This is a genomic window from Arthrobacter sp. 10N44_2 (assembly GCF_056394385.1).
On record NZ_JBFTHT010000002.1, the window covers coordinates 134353 to 150259 of the forward strand.

Annotated in this window: 10 protein-coding genes; 2 read left to right on the top strand and 8 right to left on the bottom strand. The window is 68.0% G+C overall.

Annotated elements, in window-relative coordinates; genetic code table 11:
* The first annotated feature begins 60 nt into the window (after nucleotides 1-60).
* Both AC1DBX_RS03565 and AC1DBX_RS03570 read left to right on the top strand, forming a co-directional pair.
* Nucleotides 61-1773, top strand: coding sequence for a formate--tetrahydrofolate ligase (locus tag AC1DBX_RS03565; RefSeq protein WP_476931089.1), 1713 nt, complete (start codon nucleotides 61-63; stop codon nucleotides 1771-1773).
* A gap of 422 nt (nucleotides 1774-2195) precedes the next feature.
* A complete protein-coding gene (locus tag AC1DBX_RS03570) occupies nucleotides 2196-2912 on the top strand; it encodes an endonuclease domain-containing protein (protein WP_476931090.1) in 717 nt (238 codons plus the stop codon).
* Nucleotides 2913-3096: 184 nt separating this feature from the next.
* Here the strand turns inward: AC1DBX_RS03570 and AC1DBX_RS03575 are convergent, their stop codons facing one another.
* From AC1DBX_RS03575 to glmS, 8 genes are all read right to left on the bottom strand, one after another.
* Nucleotides 3097-4182, bottom strand: a complete 1086-nt coding sequence (locus AC1DBX_RS03575; protein ID WP_018773719.1) for an inositol-3-phosphate synthase — start codon at nucleotides 4180-4182, stop codon at nucleotides 3097-3099.
* A gap of 175 nt (nucleotides 4183-4357) precedes the next feature.
* A complete protein-coding gene (mgrA, locus tag AC1DBX_RS03580) occupies nucleotides 4358-5398 on the bottom strand; it encodes an L-glyceraldehyde 3-phosphate reductase (protein ID WP_476850284.1) in 1041 nt (346 codons plus the stop codon).
* 15 nt (nucleotides 5399-5413) lie between these two features.
* Entirely contained in the window at nucleotides 5414-7219 is a 1806-nt protein-coding gene (gene treZ / locus AC1DBX_RS03585) for a malto-oligosyltrehalose trehalohydrolase (RefSeq protein WP_476931091.1), read from the bottom strand.
* Nucleotides 7220-7270: 51 nt separating this feature from the next.
* The gene (treY, locus tag AC1DBX_RS03590) at nucleotides 7271-9607 is read right to left on the bottom strand and encodes a malto-oligosyltrehalose synthase (protein WP_476931092.1); all 2337 of its coding nucleotides are present in this window, start codon (nucleotides 9605-9607) and stop codon (nucleotides 7271-7273) included.
* Entirely contained in the window at nucleotides 9604-11961 is a 2358-nt protein-coding gene (glgX, locus tag AC1DBX_RS03595; protein ID WP_476931093.1) for a glycogen debranching protein GlgX, read from the bottom strand. The genes treY and glgX overlap by 4 nt, the downstream gene beginning before the upstream one ends.
* A gap of 91 nt (nucleotides 11962-12052) precedes the next feature.
* The gene (locus AC1DBX_RS03600) at nucleotides 12053-13591 is read right to left on the bottom strand and encodes an NAD(P)H-hydrate epimerase (protein ID WP_476931094.1); all 1539 of its coding nucleotides are present in this window, start codon (nucleotides 13589-13591) and stop codon (nucleotides 12053-12055) included.
* Between the two features lie 68 nt (nucleotides 13592-13659).
* Nucleotides 13660-14007 (bottom strand): holo-ACP synthase, encoded by a 348-nt coding sequence (locus tag AC1DBX_RS03605; RefSeq protein ID WP_018773713.1) that lies wholly within the window; start codon nucleotides 14005-14007, stop codon nucleotides 13660-13662.
* 4 nt (nucleotides 14008-14011) lie between these two features.
* Nucleotides 14012-15904 (bottom strand): glutamine--fructose-6-phosphate transaminase (isomerizing), encoded by a 1893-nt coding sequence (gene glmS / locus AC1DBX_RS03610; protein WP_476873012.1) that lies wholly within the window; start codon nucleotides 15902-15904, stop codon nucleotides 14012-14014.
* Nucleotides 15905-15907: the final 3 nt, after the last annotated feature.

The following is a 15907-nucleotide window of genomic DNA, read 5'->3' on the forward strand; positions in this document are numbered from 1 at the left end:
CCCCGCCCGGCAACACCGGACCGGGACAAACCCGCCGACGCCACGAGCCGAAGGACAACGATGTCTGAGACCACCACTGCCGGGAACAACGTCCCCAGCGACCTGGAAATTGCCCAGCGGGCAGTCATGAAGCCGATCGGGGAGATTGCGGCGGCCGCCGGCATCGCCCCGGACGCGCTGGAACTCTACGGACCCTACAAGGCCAAGATCGACCCTGCGAAGCTGACCGTTCCGGCGGGCACCCCCGTGCGCGCGCCCGGCAAGGTGGTGCTGGTCTCCGCGATGTCGCCCACCCCCGCCGGCGAAGGCAAGTCCACCACGACGGTGGGGCTCGCGGATTCCCTGGCCCGGGCCGGGCACAAAGTGATGATCGCGCTGCGCGAACCCTCGCTCGGCCCCATCCTGGGCATGAAGGGCGGCGCGACCGGCGGCGGCTACTCCCAGGTGCTGCCGATGGATCAGATCAACCTGCACTTCACGGGCGATTTCCACGCCATCACTTCGGCGAACAACGCCCTCATGGCCCTCGTGGACAACCACATCTTCCAGGGCAACGAACTCAACATCGATCCGCGCCGGATGACGTTCAAGCGCGTCCTGGACATGAACGACCGATCCCTCCGGGAGGTCGTGATCGGCCTCGGCGGGCCCGCCCAGGGCACGCCGCGGCAGGACGGCTTCGACATCACCGTGGCCTCGGAGATCATGGCCGTGTTCTGCCTCGCCACGGACCTGAACGATCTGCGCGACCGGCTCGGCCGGATCACGTTCGGCTACACCTACGACCGCCGGCCCGTCACCGTGGCCGACCTCGGCGTCCAGGGCGCCCTGACCATGCTGCTCAAGGACGCGATCAAACCCAACCTCGTGCAGACCATCGCCGGCACCCCGGCGCTGGTGCACGGCGGGCCCTTCGCCAACATCGCCCACGGCTGCAACTCCCTCATCGCCACGCAGACGGCCCGCCGCCTTGCGGACATCGTCATCACCGAGGCGGGGTTCGGCGCGGACCTCGGCGCCGAAAAGTACATGGACATCAAGGCGCGGATGGCCGACGTCGCCCCGTCCGCCGTCGTCCTCGTGGCCACCGTCCGGGCGCTCAAGATGCACGGCGGCGTGCCGAAAGACCTGCTCAAGGAGCCCAACGTGGAGGCGCTGGCCGCCGGCGTCGCCAATCTGCGGCGCCACATCCGCAACGTCGAGAAGTTCGGCATCACCCCGGTCGTGGCGGTCAACAAATTCGCCACGGACACCGCCGAGGAGCTGGACTGGCTGCTTCAGTGGTGCGCCGCGGAGGGTGTCCAGGCCGCGGTGGCCGATGTCTGGGGCCGCGGTGGTGGCGGCGACGGCGGCGACGAGCTCGCGGCGAAGGTAGCGGCCGCGATCGACGCCCCGCACGGCTTCCGGCACCTGTATCCGCTGGAGATGTCCGTGGAGGACAAGATCCGGACCATCGTGCAGGAGATTTACGGCGCCGACGGCGTGGATTTCTCCGTGCCCGCGCTGAAACGGCTGGCCGAGATCGAGAAGAACGGCTGGTCCGGGATGCCGGTGTGCATGGCGAAGACCCAGTACTCCTTCACCGACGACGCCACTCGCCTCGGCGCGCCCAAGGGCTTCACCATCCACGTCCGGGATCTCATCCCCAAGACCGGCGCGGGCTTCATCGTGGCCCTCACCGGCGCCGTGATGACCATGCCGGGCCTGCCCAAGGTGCCGGCAGCGATGCGTATGGACGTCGACGACGCCGGCAACCCGGTCGGCCTCTTCTAAACCACCTGACGCTCCCTCACCTCCTGCATCCCCCCAACCAACGATCCCTCAGGTCCGGCAACTCCCCAACCGACGCTCCCTCAGGTCCGGCGCGGCGCTTGCGCCTGCCGCCGCGGGCCGATCCGGGACATCTGTGGATAACTCCTGCGCGGCTCTCCAAATAGGTTCAAAATGCCAGCATGGAAAAGCCTACGAAGCTTCCCGGTCCACTCAGCGCAGCACCCTTTACCATCGCGGATGCAAGGTCCTTGGGAGTGCCGAGAACCAGGCTCAGGCACTCCGACGTAATTCACATCAGCCGGGGTCTCTACCGGCCCACGGATTGGAACTTCGAGCTGGAGGCGGCGGCTCGTGCGTTGGCCGCAGCGTCGCCCGGCGCCTGGATCTCCCACGTCACCGCTGCCAGGCTCCGATGCCAGATATTGCCTCCTTGGCTCTCGGACTCGGAGGAGCTACACCTGAGCAAGCCGCGGGCGCTCCCGGAGGTCCGGCGCAAAGGCATTCTCGGACACACGGTTCTTGCGTTGGAGGGCGAGGTCGAGACAGTGGACGGGATCCGGATCAGCACGCGCTCCCGGACGTGGCTCGACCTCGCCCTGCGGTTGAGCCTGCCAGAGTTGGTCTGCCTGGGTGATGAGCTGGTGCGGATTCCCCGACTGGGGTTGGAAGGGCGCAGTGATCCCTTTGCGACCATCGATGAGCTGCGTTGGATGGTGGGCCGTCACCCGAACCTGCAGGGAATCGTCCGCGCCCGTGCCGCACTGGACTTGATGCGCGTGGGCTCGGATTCAGCGCCGGAGACGTTGCTGCGGCTGGCGATGTGCGACGCCGGGCTCCCGGAACCGGAACTGCAGCTCCCGCTGCGACCGGACAGTCCTGCCGCGCCGACGGCGGACCTTGGGTATCGCCGTCGGCGGCTGGCGGTTCAGTACGACGGCGGGCACCACCTGCTCCCCGCACAGATCTTCAGCGACCGCCGCCGTGACAAGGCCTTCGAGGCAGCCGGATGGACAGTGCTCGTCCTGACAAAAGATGACCTCGCGGATGGCTTCTCCGGCGCCGTCACCAAGATGAAGCGAATCCTCCGCACCTCATACCTCAGCCCGCCGGCCGCAGCTGGCTTTTCCAGCGCAATCTGAGGCAGCGAGCCGCCGATGTCTGCAAGACGTGAGGGAGGATCGGGTCGGTATCGGCCAAAGGTGAGGGAGCATCCCGGACCTAATCCGAAAACGACGACGCTCCCCCACCATTGGTGAGGGAGCGTCGGGTTGGAACACGCCAAACGTGAGGGAGCGTCCAGAGGCAGGGCGGCAGCGGGGGCGGTTAGCGCTCCAGGTCGCCGCGGATGAAGGCCTCGACCTTTTCACGGGCGAGGTCGTCGTTGAACTGCTCCGGCGGGGACTTCATGAAGTAGCTCGACGCCGAGACCAGCGGGCCGCCGATGCCGCGGTCCAGGCCGATCTTGGCGGCACGGATAGCGTCGATGATCACGCCGGCGGAGTTGGGCGAGTCCCAGACTTCGAGCTTGTATTCCAGCGACACCGGGGCGTCGCCGAAGTTGCGGCCCTCAAGACGGACGAAGGCCCACTTGCGGTCATCGAGCCACTGGACGTAGTCGGACGGGCCGATGTGGACGTCCTTGGCGGCGAGCTCGGCCTCGACGTTGGAGGTAACGGCCTGGGTCTTGGAGATCTTCTTGGACTCCAGGCGGTCGCGCTCGAGCATGTTCTTGAAGTCCATGTTGCCGCCGACGTTCAGCTGGTACGTGCGGTCCAGGGTGACGCCGCGGTCCTCGAACAGCTTGGCCATGACGCGGTGCGTGATGGTGGCACCGATCTGGCTCTTGATGTCATCGCCCACGATCGGCACGCCCGCGGCGGTGAACTTGTCCGCCCACTCCTTGGTGCCGGCCAGGAAGACCGGCAGGGCGTTGACGAACGCCACGCCGGCATCGATCGCGCACTGGGCGTAGAACTCGGCGGCCTGCTGGGAGCCGACCGGCAGGTAGCAGACCATGACGTCAACCTGGGCGTCCTTGAGGGCCTGGACGACGTCGACCGGCTCCTCCGGGGACTGCTCGATGGTCTCGAGGTAGTACTTGCCCAGGCCGTCCAGGGTGTGGCCGCGCTGGACCGTGACGCCGGTCGGCGGGACATCGGCGATCTTGATGGTGTTGTTTTCGCTGGCCAGGATGGCGTCGGACAGGTCCTGCCCCACCTTCTTGCCGTCGACGTCGAACGCGGCAACGAACTGGACGTCGCCGACGTGGTACTGGCCGAACTCCACGTGCATCAGGCCCGGGATCGTGGCCTTGGGGTCGGCATCTTTGTAGTACTGGACGCCCTGGACCAGCGAAGCGGCGCAGTTACCTACGCCGACGATTGCAACACGAATCGGATGTGAAGACACGGAACTCCTTTTGAGAAACAAGGGTGACCGGCGCGGCCGCACTCTGAGGTACTGCATCAGTTGTGCGGGCGGCAGGCGGACACGACGCCGTAAGGCGCCCTTAGTAGTCTAGTCAACGCCGCCGGGGCCGCGGTTGTTCCCCGGCGGCCCCGGCACTTGTGTTAACTGCGGATGCCTACGACTTCTGGGCCCACAGGTTGATGTCTGATTCGACGGCGAACTCGTCGATCGCGTCGATCTCATCGGCCGTGAAATCCAGGTTGTTGATCGCAGACAAGGTGTCCTCAAGCTGCCGGACGCTGGACGCGCCCACCAGTGCGGACGTGACCGACGAGCCCTTGCCCTGATCGCGCAGGATCCAGGCGATGGCCAGCTGCGCGAGCGTCTGCCCGCGGCCCTCGGCGATCCGGTTGAGCCCGCGCACGCGGTCCAGTTTCTCCTCGGTGATCATGGATTCGCCCAGGGATTTGTGCTGGGCGGCCCGGGAGTCGGCCGGAATGCCCTTCAGGTAGCGGTCGGTGAGCATGCCCTGGGCCAGCGGCGAGAACGCGATGGATCCGGCGCCCACCTGCTCCAGCGCCTCGAAGAGGTTGGGGCTGCCGTTCTCGGTCCAGCGGTTGAGCATGGAGTAGCTGGGCTGGTGGATCAGCAGCGGGGTGCCGAGTTCCTTGAGGATCCCCGCGGCCTCGATGGTCTGTTCCGGGGTGTAGGACGAAATGCCTGCGTAGAGCGCCTTGCCGGAGCGCACGGCCTGGTCCAGGGCGCCCATGGTTTCTTCCATCGGCGTTTCGGGGTCCGGGCGGTGGCTGTAGAAGATGTCCACATAGTCCAGGCCCATCCGGCCCAGCGACTGGTCCAGGCTGGCCAGCAGGTACTTGCGGGAGCCAAAGTTGCCGTACGGGCCCGGCCACATGTCGTAGCCGGCCTTGCTGGAGATGATCAGCTCGTCGCGGTACGGCTTGAAGTCGTCCTTGAAGTGGCGGCCGAAGTTGGTCTCGGCACTGCCATAGGGCGGGCCGTAGTTGTTGGCGAGGTCAAAGTGGGTGACGCCCAGGTCGAAGGCCCGGCGCAGGATGGCGCGCTGGATCTCGAACGGCTTGTCGTCGCCGAAGTTGTGCCACAGGCCCAGTGAGATGGCCGGGAGTTTCAGGCCGCTGCGCCCCACGCGGCGGTAGGGCATGGAGTCGTAGCGGGTATCAGCTGCCAAATATGTCATACGTCATATCCTGCCTTAGTGGGTGAGTACCGCGGCGCTGTGGCCGGGTAGATGCAGTGGTGTGGCCGGCGCCGCGCCGCCAGGAGCGGGTTCAGCATCGGAAGCCGGGTCCAGCCGGACGCCGTCGTCGGTTGCCAGGGCCAGGGCCGCCCCGCGGACCGGGACCCGCCGCGCCTCGGCGGAAAAGTTCATCGCCACCTCGGTGCGGCCGCGGCGCAGCAGCAGCCAGCCCTCGTTCTCGCTGACGTCGACGGCGGTGTCCTCGAAACCGGGTTCCGTCAGGTCCGGCGTGGTGCGGCGCAGCGCGATGAGCGCCCGGTACAGCTCCAGGAGGCGGGCGTGGTCCCCTCCCGAGGCCTCGGCCCAGTCCAGCTTGGACCGGGTGAAGGTCTCCGGATCCTGCGGGTCGGGGACGACGGCGGGGTCCCAGCCCATGCGCTCGAACTCCCTGATCCGGCCCTCGGCCGTCGCCTTGCCCAGCTCCGGTTCCGGGTGGGAGGTGAAGAACTGCCACGGGGTGGTGGCCCCGTATTCCTCGCCCATGAACAGCATGGGCGTGAACGGCGAAGTCAGGGTGGCGACGGCGGCGAGCGCGAGCGGCCCGTAGCCCAAGGTCTGGGACAGCCTGTCCCCGGTGGCACGGTTGCCGATCTGGTCGTGGTTCTGGCTGCACACCACCAGCGCGGCCGGGTGGACCTGGGCCGGGTCGATGGGCCGGCCGTGGTGGCGGGCGCGGAAGCTGGAGTAGCTGCCGTCGTGGAAGAACCCGCGCTCCAGGACCTTGGCCAGCGCCCCGATCGAGTCGAAGTCGGCGTAGTAGCCGGTGGTTTCGCCGCTGACGTTGACGTGGACGGCGTGGTGGAAGTCATCGCTCCACTGCCCGGCCAGCCCGTACCCGTTGGTGTCCCGCGGGTAGAGCAGGCGCGGGTTGTTCAGGTCCGATTCCGCGATCATCGTGGCCGGGCGTCCGGTCTCGGCGGCTATTTCGTCGGCGAGGGCGCCGAAGTCCTCCAGCAGGTGCACGGCGCGCTCGTCCTTGAAGGCGTGCACGGCGTCCAGGCGCAGGCCGTCCACGTGGTAATCGCGCAGCCACATAGCGGCGTTGTCCAGGATGTAGCGGCGCACCTCGTCCGACTCCGGGCCGTCCAGGTTAACCGAGTCGCCCCAGGTGTTGCCCTCCCCCGATTTCAGGTAGGGCCCGAACCGGGGAAGATAGTTGCCGCTGGGGCCGAGGTGGTTGTAGACGACGTCCTGGATGACGCCCAGGCCGGCGGCGTGGGCGGCGTCCACGAAGCGCTGGTACGCGGCGGGTCCGCCGTAGCCTTCGTGCACGGCGTACCAGAGGACACCGTCGTAGCCCCAGTTGTGGGTGCCGTTGAACCCGTTGACCGGCAGCAGCTCGACGAAGTCGATGCCCAGCTCCGCCAGGTACGCCAGCTTCCCTGCCGCGGCGTCCAGTGTTCCCTCCGGCGTGAAGGTGCCCACATGGAGTTCGTAGATGACGGCGCCCTTGAGCTCCCGCCCCGCCCACTGGCCGTCAGCCCACTGGTATTCTCCGGCGTCGAACGTGCGGGAGAGCGCGTGCACGCCCGCGGGCTGGCGGCGGGACCGCGGGTCCGGCAGCGGGGTGGGCTCCCCGTCCACCAGGTAGCCGTAGTCCACGTCCCCGGCGGCGGGCGCCCCGGCGGCGGTCCACCAGCCGGGTGCCTCCGCGCCGCGGCGGGTCATGTCGTACTTCCGGCCGTCAGCGAGGAGCGTGACGTCCTGCGCTTCCGGTGCCCAGAGATCGAAGCGGTCGCTTCCGTGTGCAGGCGAGGTCATGGCATTCTTCCGTTCCCCATGTCGGTACTTTTCCCCATATCGAAGGACTGCTTAGGCGGTGGGCACCAGGAGGGCCACGGGGTAGTCCCCCAGGATCTCCCCCACCGCCACGGTGCCCGGACCGTGTGTGGCACCGGTCAGTTCATCGGCCATGGCCGCGGCGAGCTCGACGGTCGTGTCCTGCCAGCCGCCGCGCTGCTCCAGGCCGCGGGGCAGCCGGGTGGCGAGCGTCAGCGCGCCCGGGGCTGCGGGAGTCCCGCGGTCAAAGGCGAGCAGGTGCGCAGCGGCGGAGCCTGTGGCGGTGACCGGGGCGTACCCGGTGAACAGCTCCGGCCGGTCCCGGCGCAGCCGCAGGGCCCGCGAGGTGACGAGGAGTTTCGCTGCATCGTCCAGGAACGACGCCGGACGCTCACCGGCGTCTAGCGCGGCGAGGGCGCGCCGGCGGGCACCGAAGTCGAACGGCCGCCGGTTGTCCGGATCAGTCAGCGAGCGGTCCCAGAATTCGGTGCCCTGGTACACGTCCGGCACCCCGGGCATGGTGAGCTGCACGAGCTTGGCGCCCAGGGAATTGGCGGCCCCGTAGGGCTCCAGCAGGGCCACGAGGGACTCCAGTTCGGCGGTCACCTCCGGGGTGTCGAAGGCGGCGTCGACGGCGGCTGCAAGTTTCGCCTCGAAGGCCTCGTCCGGATCGATCCAGTTGGTCGAGTTCCCGGCCTCCCGGGCGGCTTTTTGCGCGTAGGACTGCAGCCGGTCCCGGTCTGCGGGCCAGACGCCTGCGACGGCCTGCCACAGCAGGTTGGCCAGCGGGCCGTCCGGCAGCGGCGCCAGCTTCTGCAGCCGCTGCAGGGATGCCTGCCATTCCGGTGCGAGCTCGGCCAGCACCGAGATCCGGGCCCGGGTGTCCTCGCTGCGCTTGGTGTCGTGGGTGCTGAGGGTGGTCATGGACAACGGCTGCTCGGCCTGGCGCCGGGCCATCCGGGTGTGGAATTCTTCCGGTGCCACGGCGAACTCGGTGGGGTCGGCGCCGACTTCGGTCAGGGTGCCCAGCCGGGTGTAGCGGAAGAACGCGGTGTCTTCCACGCCCTTGGCCATGACCATCCCGGAGGTCTGCTGGAAGCGCATGCCCAGTTCTGCGGAGGGGGCTGCCTGCGCGTCGAGCAGCAGCGGCAGCAGCACGCCGACGGCGCCTTCCAGTTCGGGGCGGCGGCGGACCGCGAGTTCGCATGCCTCCTTCAGGACGTCAGCACCCTCTGGAAGATAGCTGCGGTAGACCGGGAACGCGGCGATGATCTCGGACAGTGCGTCCGCCGCGGCTTCCTGGCCCAGTCCTGCCGCGGCAGGGACCAGCCGTGCCAGCCGGAGCATCTCCGAGTGCAGGATTCCGTCCGTGATCCGGCGTTTGGTGCCGCGGATCATGTCCTCGTAGTCGGCAGCGCCGCCGCGCAGTTCGGCGTCGAGCGCGTCAAGCGGCGCCTGGCCCGCGGCGTCGACGAACACCCGGTCCACGTCAGCGAGGGCGTCGTAGCCGGTGGTGCCCTCGCACTCGAAGCCGGCCGGCAGGGCCTCGCCCGGTTCCAGGATCTTCTCGATCAGCAGGTAGCTGCCGCCCGTGGCCTCCCGCAGCCGGTGCAGGTATCCCTCCGGATCGGCGAGGCCGTCCGGGTGGTCGATCCGCAGCCCGTCGACGAGCCCCTCCCGGAACCAGCGCACAACCTCCGCGTGGGCTTCATCGAAGACCTTGGGGATCTCCACCCGGATCCCGGCCAGGCTGTTGACGGCAAAGAACCGGCGGTAGTTCAGGTCCGCGTCGGCCCGGCGCCAGCCGATCAGCTCGTAGTGCTGACGGTCGTGGACCTCGCGGGGATCGTCTGCAGTGGAGTCACCTGCGGTATACGTGCCCTCTGCAAGCGGAAAGCGGTGGTCGTAGTAGCGCAGTTCCCCGTCCTTGATTTCCAGCGCGTCGACGTCGGAGTCGTCCCCCAGCACCGGGATCCGCACCCGGCCGCCGCCGAAGTCCCAGTCGACGTCGAACGCCTGCGCGTAGCGGGACTGCTGCCCCTCCTTCAGGAGCGACCACCACCACGGGTTCTGGGCCGGGGTCGCGACGCCGACGTGGTTGGGCACGATATCGACCAGCACCCCCATGCCGGCCTCCCGCGCGGCGGCCGACGCTGCCAGCAGGCCGTCCGCGCCGCCCCGGTCCGGATCAATGGCGGAGGGATCGGTGACGTCGTAGCCGTGGTCCGAGCCGCGCTCCGCCGTGAGGATCGGCGAGAGGTAGATCCAGTCCACGCCCAGCGACTTCAGGTACGGCACGGTCTGCGCGGCGTCCTGCAGCGTAAACCCGGGCCGGATCTGCAGCCGGTACGTCGAGACGGGGGTTCTCATTTAGCCCGGCCCTTCGGGGTCTTCGGCTTGTCGGCCCCCGCCTTTTTCGAGCCGGAGGCTTTAGCCGGGCCCTTGGAGGCGCCGGTTGCCGGGGCCTCCGGAGCCGGGTCCGCCGGAGCCGGCGCCTCCGGTGCCGGGTCCGCCGGAGCTTCCGGTGCCTGGACCGCAGAACCTGCATCCGCCGAATCCTCGTGCTCGGCCATCGCGGCGAGGGAGGCTGCCGCGGAGTAGTCCACCTCCACCTCGGGGCCGGAGTGGGCCCGGAGCACCACCATCGACTTTGCCGCCAGCTTCAGCACGGACCCGGCTTTCAGGGGGGCCTCAGTGTCCGCCTGGTCTGCGGTGTCCACCAGCACGTCCCAGAACCGTGAGTACTCCTCGGCCGGCAGGGCGAAGTCCACGTCGCCGTCGTGGGCGTTGAAGCCGAGCAGGAAACTGTCGTCGGTGATCCGGCGTCCGCGGGAGTCCTGTTCCTGGATGCCGTGGCCGTTGTAGAACACGCCGATGGTCCGGCCGAAGCCGCTGCCCCAGTCCTCCGGGAGCATTCCGGTGCCGTCGGTCTTCAGCCAGACGATGTCCGGCAGTTTCTCGCCCTCACCGCGGACCACCGGGCGGCCGTCGAAGAAGCGGCTGCGGCGGAACGTCGGGTGGTCGTGCCGGATCTTGTTGACGACGGCGGTGAACTCCACCAGCGGCTGGTCCATCGCGTCCCAGTGGATCCAGCTCAGCTCGGAGTCCTGGCAGTAGGTGTTGTTGTTGCCCTGCTGGGTGCGGCCGAGCTCGTCGCCGTGCAGGAGCATCGGGACGCCCTGCGAGAGCAGCAAGGTGGCGATGAAGTTGCGCTGCTGGCGGGCACGGAGGGTCAGGACCTGGTCGTTGTCCGTGTCCCCTTCCTCGCCGCAGTTCCAGGAGCGGTTGTGGGATTCGCCGTCGTTGTTGCCTTCGCCGTTGGCGTCGTTGTGCTTCTCGTTGTAGGACACGAGGTCGCGCATGGTAAAGCCGTCGTGCGCCGTGACGAAGTTGATCGAGGCCACCGGGCGCCGGGCGGAGCTTTCGTAGAGGTCCGCGGAACCGGTCAGGCGGGAGGCGAATTCGCCCAGGGTCGAGGGCTCGCCGCGCCAGAAGTCGCGGACCGTGTCGCGGTATTTGCCGTTCCACTCGGTCCACTGGGGCGGGAAGTTGCCCACCTGGTAGCCGCCCGGGCCGATGTCCCACGGCTCGGCGATCAGCTTGACCTGGGAGACGATCGGGTCCTGCTGGATGAGTTCGAAGAAGGTGGACAGCTTGTCCACGTCGTAGAACTCGCGGGCCAGGGTGGAGGCGAGGTCGAAGCGGAAGCCGTCGACGTGCATTTCCGTCACCCAGTAGCGCAGGGAGTCCATCAGCAGCTGAAGGGAGTGCGGGTGCCGGACATTGAGGGAGTTACCGGTGCCGGTGTAGTCCATGTAGTGCTTCAGGTCATCGTCCACCAGCCGGTAGTAGGCCTGGTTGTCGATGCCCTTGAAGGACAGCGTGGGGCCGAGGTGGTTGCCTTCAGCGGTGTGGTTGTACACCACGTCCAGGATCACTTCGATGCCGGCCTTGTGCAGCTCGCGGACCATGGCCTTGAATTCCTGCACCTGGTGCCCGACGTCGCCGGAGGAGCTGTAGGTGTTTTGCGGGGCGAAGAAGCCGATGGTGTTGTAGCCCCAGTAGTTGTTGAGGCCCTTCTCCTCGAGCGTGCCGTCGTTGACGAACTGGTGGACGGGCATGAGCTCGATCGCGGTGACGCCGAGCTTCTTCAGGTGCTCAATCACGGCCGGGTGGGACACGCCGGCATAGGTGCCGCGCTGCTCTTCGGGAATTTCCGGGTGGAGCTCGGTCAGGCCCTTGACGTGCGCCTCGTAGATGACCGACTGGTGGTAGGGGATCCGCAGCTGGCGGTCGCCGTCCCACTCGAAGAACGGGTTGATGACGACGCCGTGCATGGTGTGCGGGGCCGAGTCGCTGTCATTGCGCGAGTCGGGGTCGCCGAATTCGTAGGTGAAGAGCGCCGGGTCCCAGTCGATCTGGCCCTGGACGGCCTTGGCGTAGGGGTCCATCAGCAGCTTGTTCGGGTTGAAGCGGTTGCCGTGTTCGGGTTCGTACGGGCCGTGGACCCGGTAGCCGTACTTCTGTCCGGGCTGGACCTGCGGCAGGTAGCAGTGCCACACGTAGCCGTCCACTTCGGTCAGTTCGATCCGGGTTTCGGTGAGGTCGTCAGCGAGGAGGCACAGTTCCACCCGCTCGGCACGCTCGCTGAACAGGGCAAAGTTGGTGCCAGTGCCGTCAAAAGTGGCTCCCAGCGGGTAAGCCGATCCGGGCCAGACTTCCATGTGTACTCCTCGTGCGGAACGAATATTCTCTAGACAGACTACTTGTAAGTAGGGTTAGTATTTGCCCGGGCGCTCGGAGCGCCCCCGTTTGTTACAGCTCCCGCATCACCTCCGGAATGGCACGGGCGATGGCCGTTGCGGTCACTGGCCCCCCGCGGGAAGCCCGGACTCCGGCAAGACCGTGGATGCTGGCTGCCATCGCCGCGATCGCCGCCCATCTGGCGTCGGGGTCGATGTCATATGCACCGAAGCGCCCGACGTCGGCGCCCAACTGGGCCAGCAGCGCGCCGATGACTCCGGCCAGGACGTCGCCGCTGCCTGCCGTGGCGAGCCAGGGCGTGCCTTCGGACTGGCTGAAGAAGTCCTGGAAGGGGGAGGCCACAAGGGTCGTGGCGCCCTTGAGCAGCACGGTGGCTTCAGTCAGGCCCGCAGCCCGCCGCACAGCGCTGAGGGTGGATGCTTCGACGGCGGAGCGGTCCAACCCAGCCCCGAGGCGCTGAAGCAATGCCGACAGTTCGCCGGCGTGGGGTGTCAGGATCACTTGCGGGGCGAGCACATCAGGCAGGGCCGGCAACGCGCCGGCGTCGGCGATCGTCGGCAGGCCCGAGTCTGCGGCGTCACGGGCGCGCTGCAACTGCTCCTCATCGGAGTCATCGAGTCCGGAGCCAACGAGCCACGCCTGAACGTGCGTGTCGGCCACGGCGCCGGCGCTGCACACCACCTCGGGACAGGAACGGCGAACCAGGTCGGCGACGTCCGGCGGCCCCAGGTACCGCACCATTCCGGCGCCGGCTGCCAGGGCGCCCTGGCAGGCCAGCACCGCGGCGCCGGGATAAGCGCCGGAGCCCGCGACCACCCCCAGCACCCCCCGGGAGTACTTGTGCGCCCGCCGCTGCGGGCGTGGCAGGAGGGCGGACAGGTCTGCGGCCTCAAGCCGTCGCAGGGACGGCCATGGCAGCGCCTGCTCGATTCCGATCGGGACCACCCGGATGGCGCCCGCGAAGTCCGCGCCCGGGTCCGCCAGCAGGCCGGCCTTGGCGGCCCCAAAGGTCACCGTCATGTCGGCCGCCAGCACCGGTGCGTGCGCCTCCCCCGTGTCCGCGTCCACCCCGCTGGGGATATCGCAGGCCACCACCAAGGGGGAACGGGAGCCTGGCCGGGAACGCTCCAGGGCCGCGACCAGTTCGGCGGCCGGTCCACGCAGCCCGCCCTGGGCTCCGGTCCCGAGGACTGCGTCGATCACGACGTCGGCGCCGCCGGCCAGCGCGGCGAGTTCGGCCGCGTTGTCACCGGTGAGGGCCACGGCATGCCCGCCGGCCTTCCGGAACGCCGCCAGCCCGGTGTCGTGGGCCGCGCCCGCGGTGAGCACCGCCGTCGTGCGCATGCCGCGGCGGGCCAGCAGCGCGGCGGCGAAGAGCCCGTCTCCGCCGTTGTTGCCCTTGCCCGCCAGCACGGCCACGCTGGAGCCGTACAGCCGCTGCCCGCGGCTCCGCAGTTCGCGGATCACGGCGTTGGCGAGGCCGTACGCGGCCCGCTGCATAAGAACAGCGCCCGCACCGGAGCCCAGGGTTTCGTCGAGAAATGGCTTTTCGGCCTCTCGCACTTGGGTTCCGGTGTAGGCGCTGATCATGGTTTCAGTCCATTCGCGGTCGCTGGGGAATGCTCGGCGCTGGGGCCGGTTCTGCCTGGACGGCCGTCTCAGCCTTCGGCGACAACCGTCGCCGTGGCGATCCCGCCGTCGTGGCTCATGGACAAGTGCCAGCGCTTGACGCCCTTGGACTCCGCCACGGCCAGCACGGTGCCTTTGACCTGGACGGTGGGGCCGTTCTGGTCCAGCCCAATCCAGCAGTCCTGCCAGTTCATGCCGGCCGGCGCCCCCAGCACCTTGGCCACGGCCTCCTTCGCGGCAAACCGCGCGGCGAGGGACCGCGTGTTCAGTTCCCGCTCGGCGGGGACGAACAGCCTGTCGCGCAGCCCGGGGGTGCGCTCAAGCTGGCGCCCGAACCGCTCAATGTCTACGACGTCTACGCCTATGCCAACAATCATGGCGTTATTCTACGGTCACGCTCTTGGCCAGGTTGCGTGGCTGGTCCACGTCGTAACCCTTGGCCGAGGCGAGTGCGAGGGCGAAGATCTGCAACGGAACCGTTGCGAGCAGCGGCGCCAGGAGCGTGGGGGTCTCGGGGATGTAGAAGACGTGTTCGGCGTACGCCTTGACGGCCTCGTCGCCTTCTTCGGCGATCACGATCGTCTTGGCGCCGCGGGCACGGACTTCCTGGATGTTGGAGACCACCTTGGAGTGCAGCGAGTCGCGGCCGCGCGGGGACGGGACCACCACGAAGACGGGCTGGCCTTCCTCGATCAGTGCGATCGGGCCGTGCTTGAGTTCTCCTGCGGCGAAGCCCTCGGCGTGGATGTACGCGAGCTCCTTGAGCTTCAGCGCGCCCTCCATCGCCACCGGGAAACCGACGTGGCGGCCCAGGAACAGCACGGACTTGGCGTCAGCCATGGACTGGCCGAGTTCCTTGATCTGGGCCTCGTTGTCGAGGATGCGCTGGATCTTGGCCGGGATTTTGCCCAGGTCGGCCAGGATGTCCTTGATCTCGCCCTGGAACTTGTTGCCGCGCAGCTGTGCCAAATAAAGGCCCAGCAGGTAGGCGGCCGTGATCTGGGCCAGGAACGCCTTGGTCGAGGCCACGGCGATTTCGGGTCCGGCGTGCGTGTAGAGCACGGCATCCGATTCGCGCGGGATGGTGGAGCCGTTGGTGTTGCAGATGGAGACGGTCTTGGCGCCCTGTTCCTTGGCGTAGCGGACCGCCATGAGGGTGTCCATGGTCTCGCCGGACTGGGAGATGGAGACAATCAGCGTGTTCTCGTCCACGATCGGATCCCGGTAGCGGAATTCGTGCGAGAGCTCGACCTCGGTGGGGATCCGGCACCAGTGCTCAATGGCGTATTTCGCCACCTGCCCGGCGTAGGCGGAGGTGCCGCACGCGAGGACGATGATCTTGTTGACGTTCTTGAGCAGCTGCGGATCGACGCGGAGCTCATCAAGCGTCAGCTTGCCGTGGATGTCGGAGCGGCCCAGCAAGGTCTGCAGCACGGCATCCGGCTGGTCGTGGATTTCCTTTTCCATGAAGGACGGGAAGCCGCCCTTTTCCGCCGAGGCCGGGTCCCAGTTGACGTGGTATTCCTTGCCCTCGGCCGGGGCCCCGTAGAAGTCCGTGATTTCCACGGAGTCGGCGGTGATCGTGACGATCTGGTCCTGGCCGAGTTCCACAGCGCGCCGCGTGTAGTCGATGAAGCCGGAGACGTCGGAACCGAGGAAGTTCTCGCCTTCGCCGAGACCGACGACGAGCGGGGAGTTCCGGCGGGCAGCGACCACAACGTCGGGCTGGTCGGCGTGGACGGCGAGGAGCGTGAAAGCGCCTTCGAGCCGCTGGCAGGCAAGCTGCATGGCCCGGGTGAGGCCGCCGTTGCTGGCGTCACCGCCGAGCTGGTTCCGGTACACATCCCCGAGCAGGGCAGCCGCCACTTCCGTATCGGTCTCGGATTCGAAGGTGACGCCCTTGCGCTGGAGCTCGAGCTTGAGCTCGGCAAAGTTCTCGATGATGCCATTGTGGATCAGGGCCAGCTTGCCGCCGTCGGACAGGTGCGGGTGCGCGTTCTGGTCCGTCGGGCCGCCGTGCGTCGCCCAGCGCGTGTGGCCGATTCCCGTGAGGGATTCCGGCAGCGGGCGGGCGTCCAGCTCCGCAATGAGGTTGCTCAGTTTGCCGGACTTCTTCCGGGAAGAAATCGTGCCATCGGCCACTACAGCGATACCCGCGGAGTCGTAGCCGCGGTACTCCAGGCGCCGCAATCCTTCAAGGACAACGTCCAAGGCATTGTGTCCAGCATTTACCCGGCCATCTGAGTGGCCCACATATCCAACGATTCCACACATGGT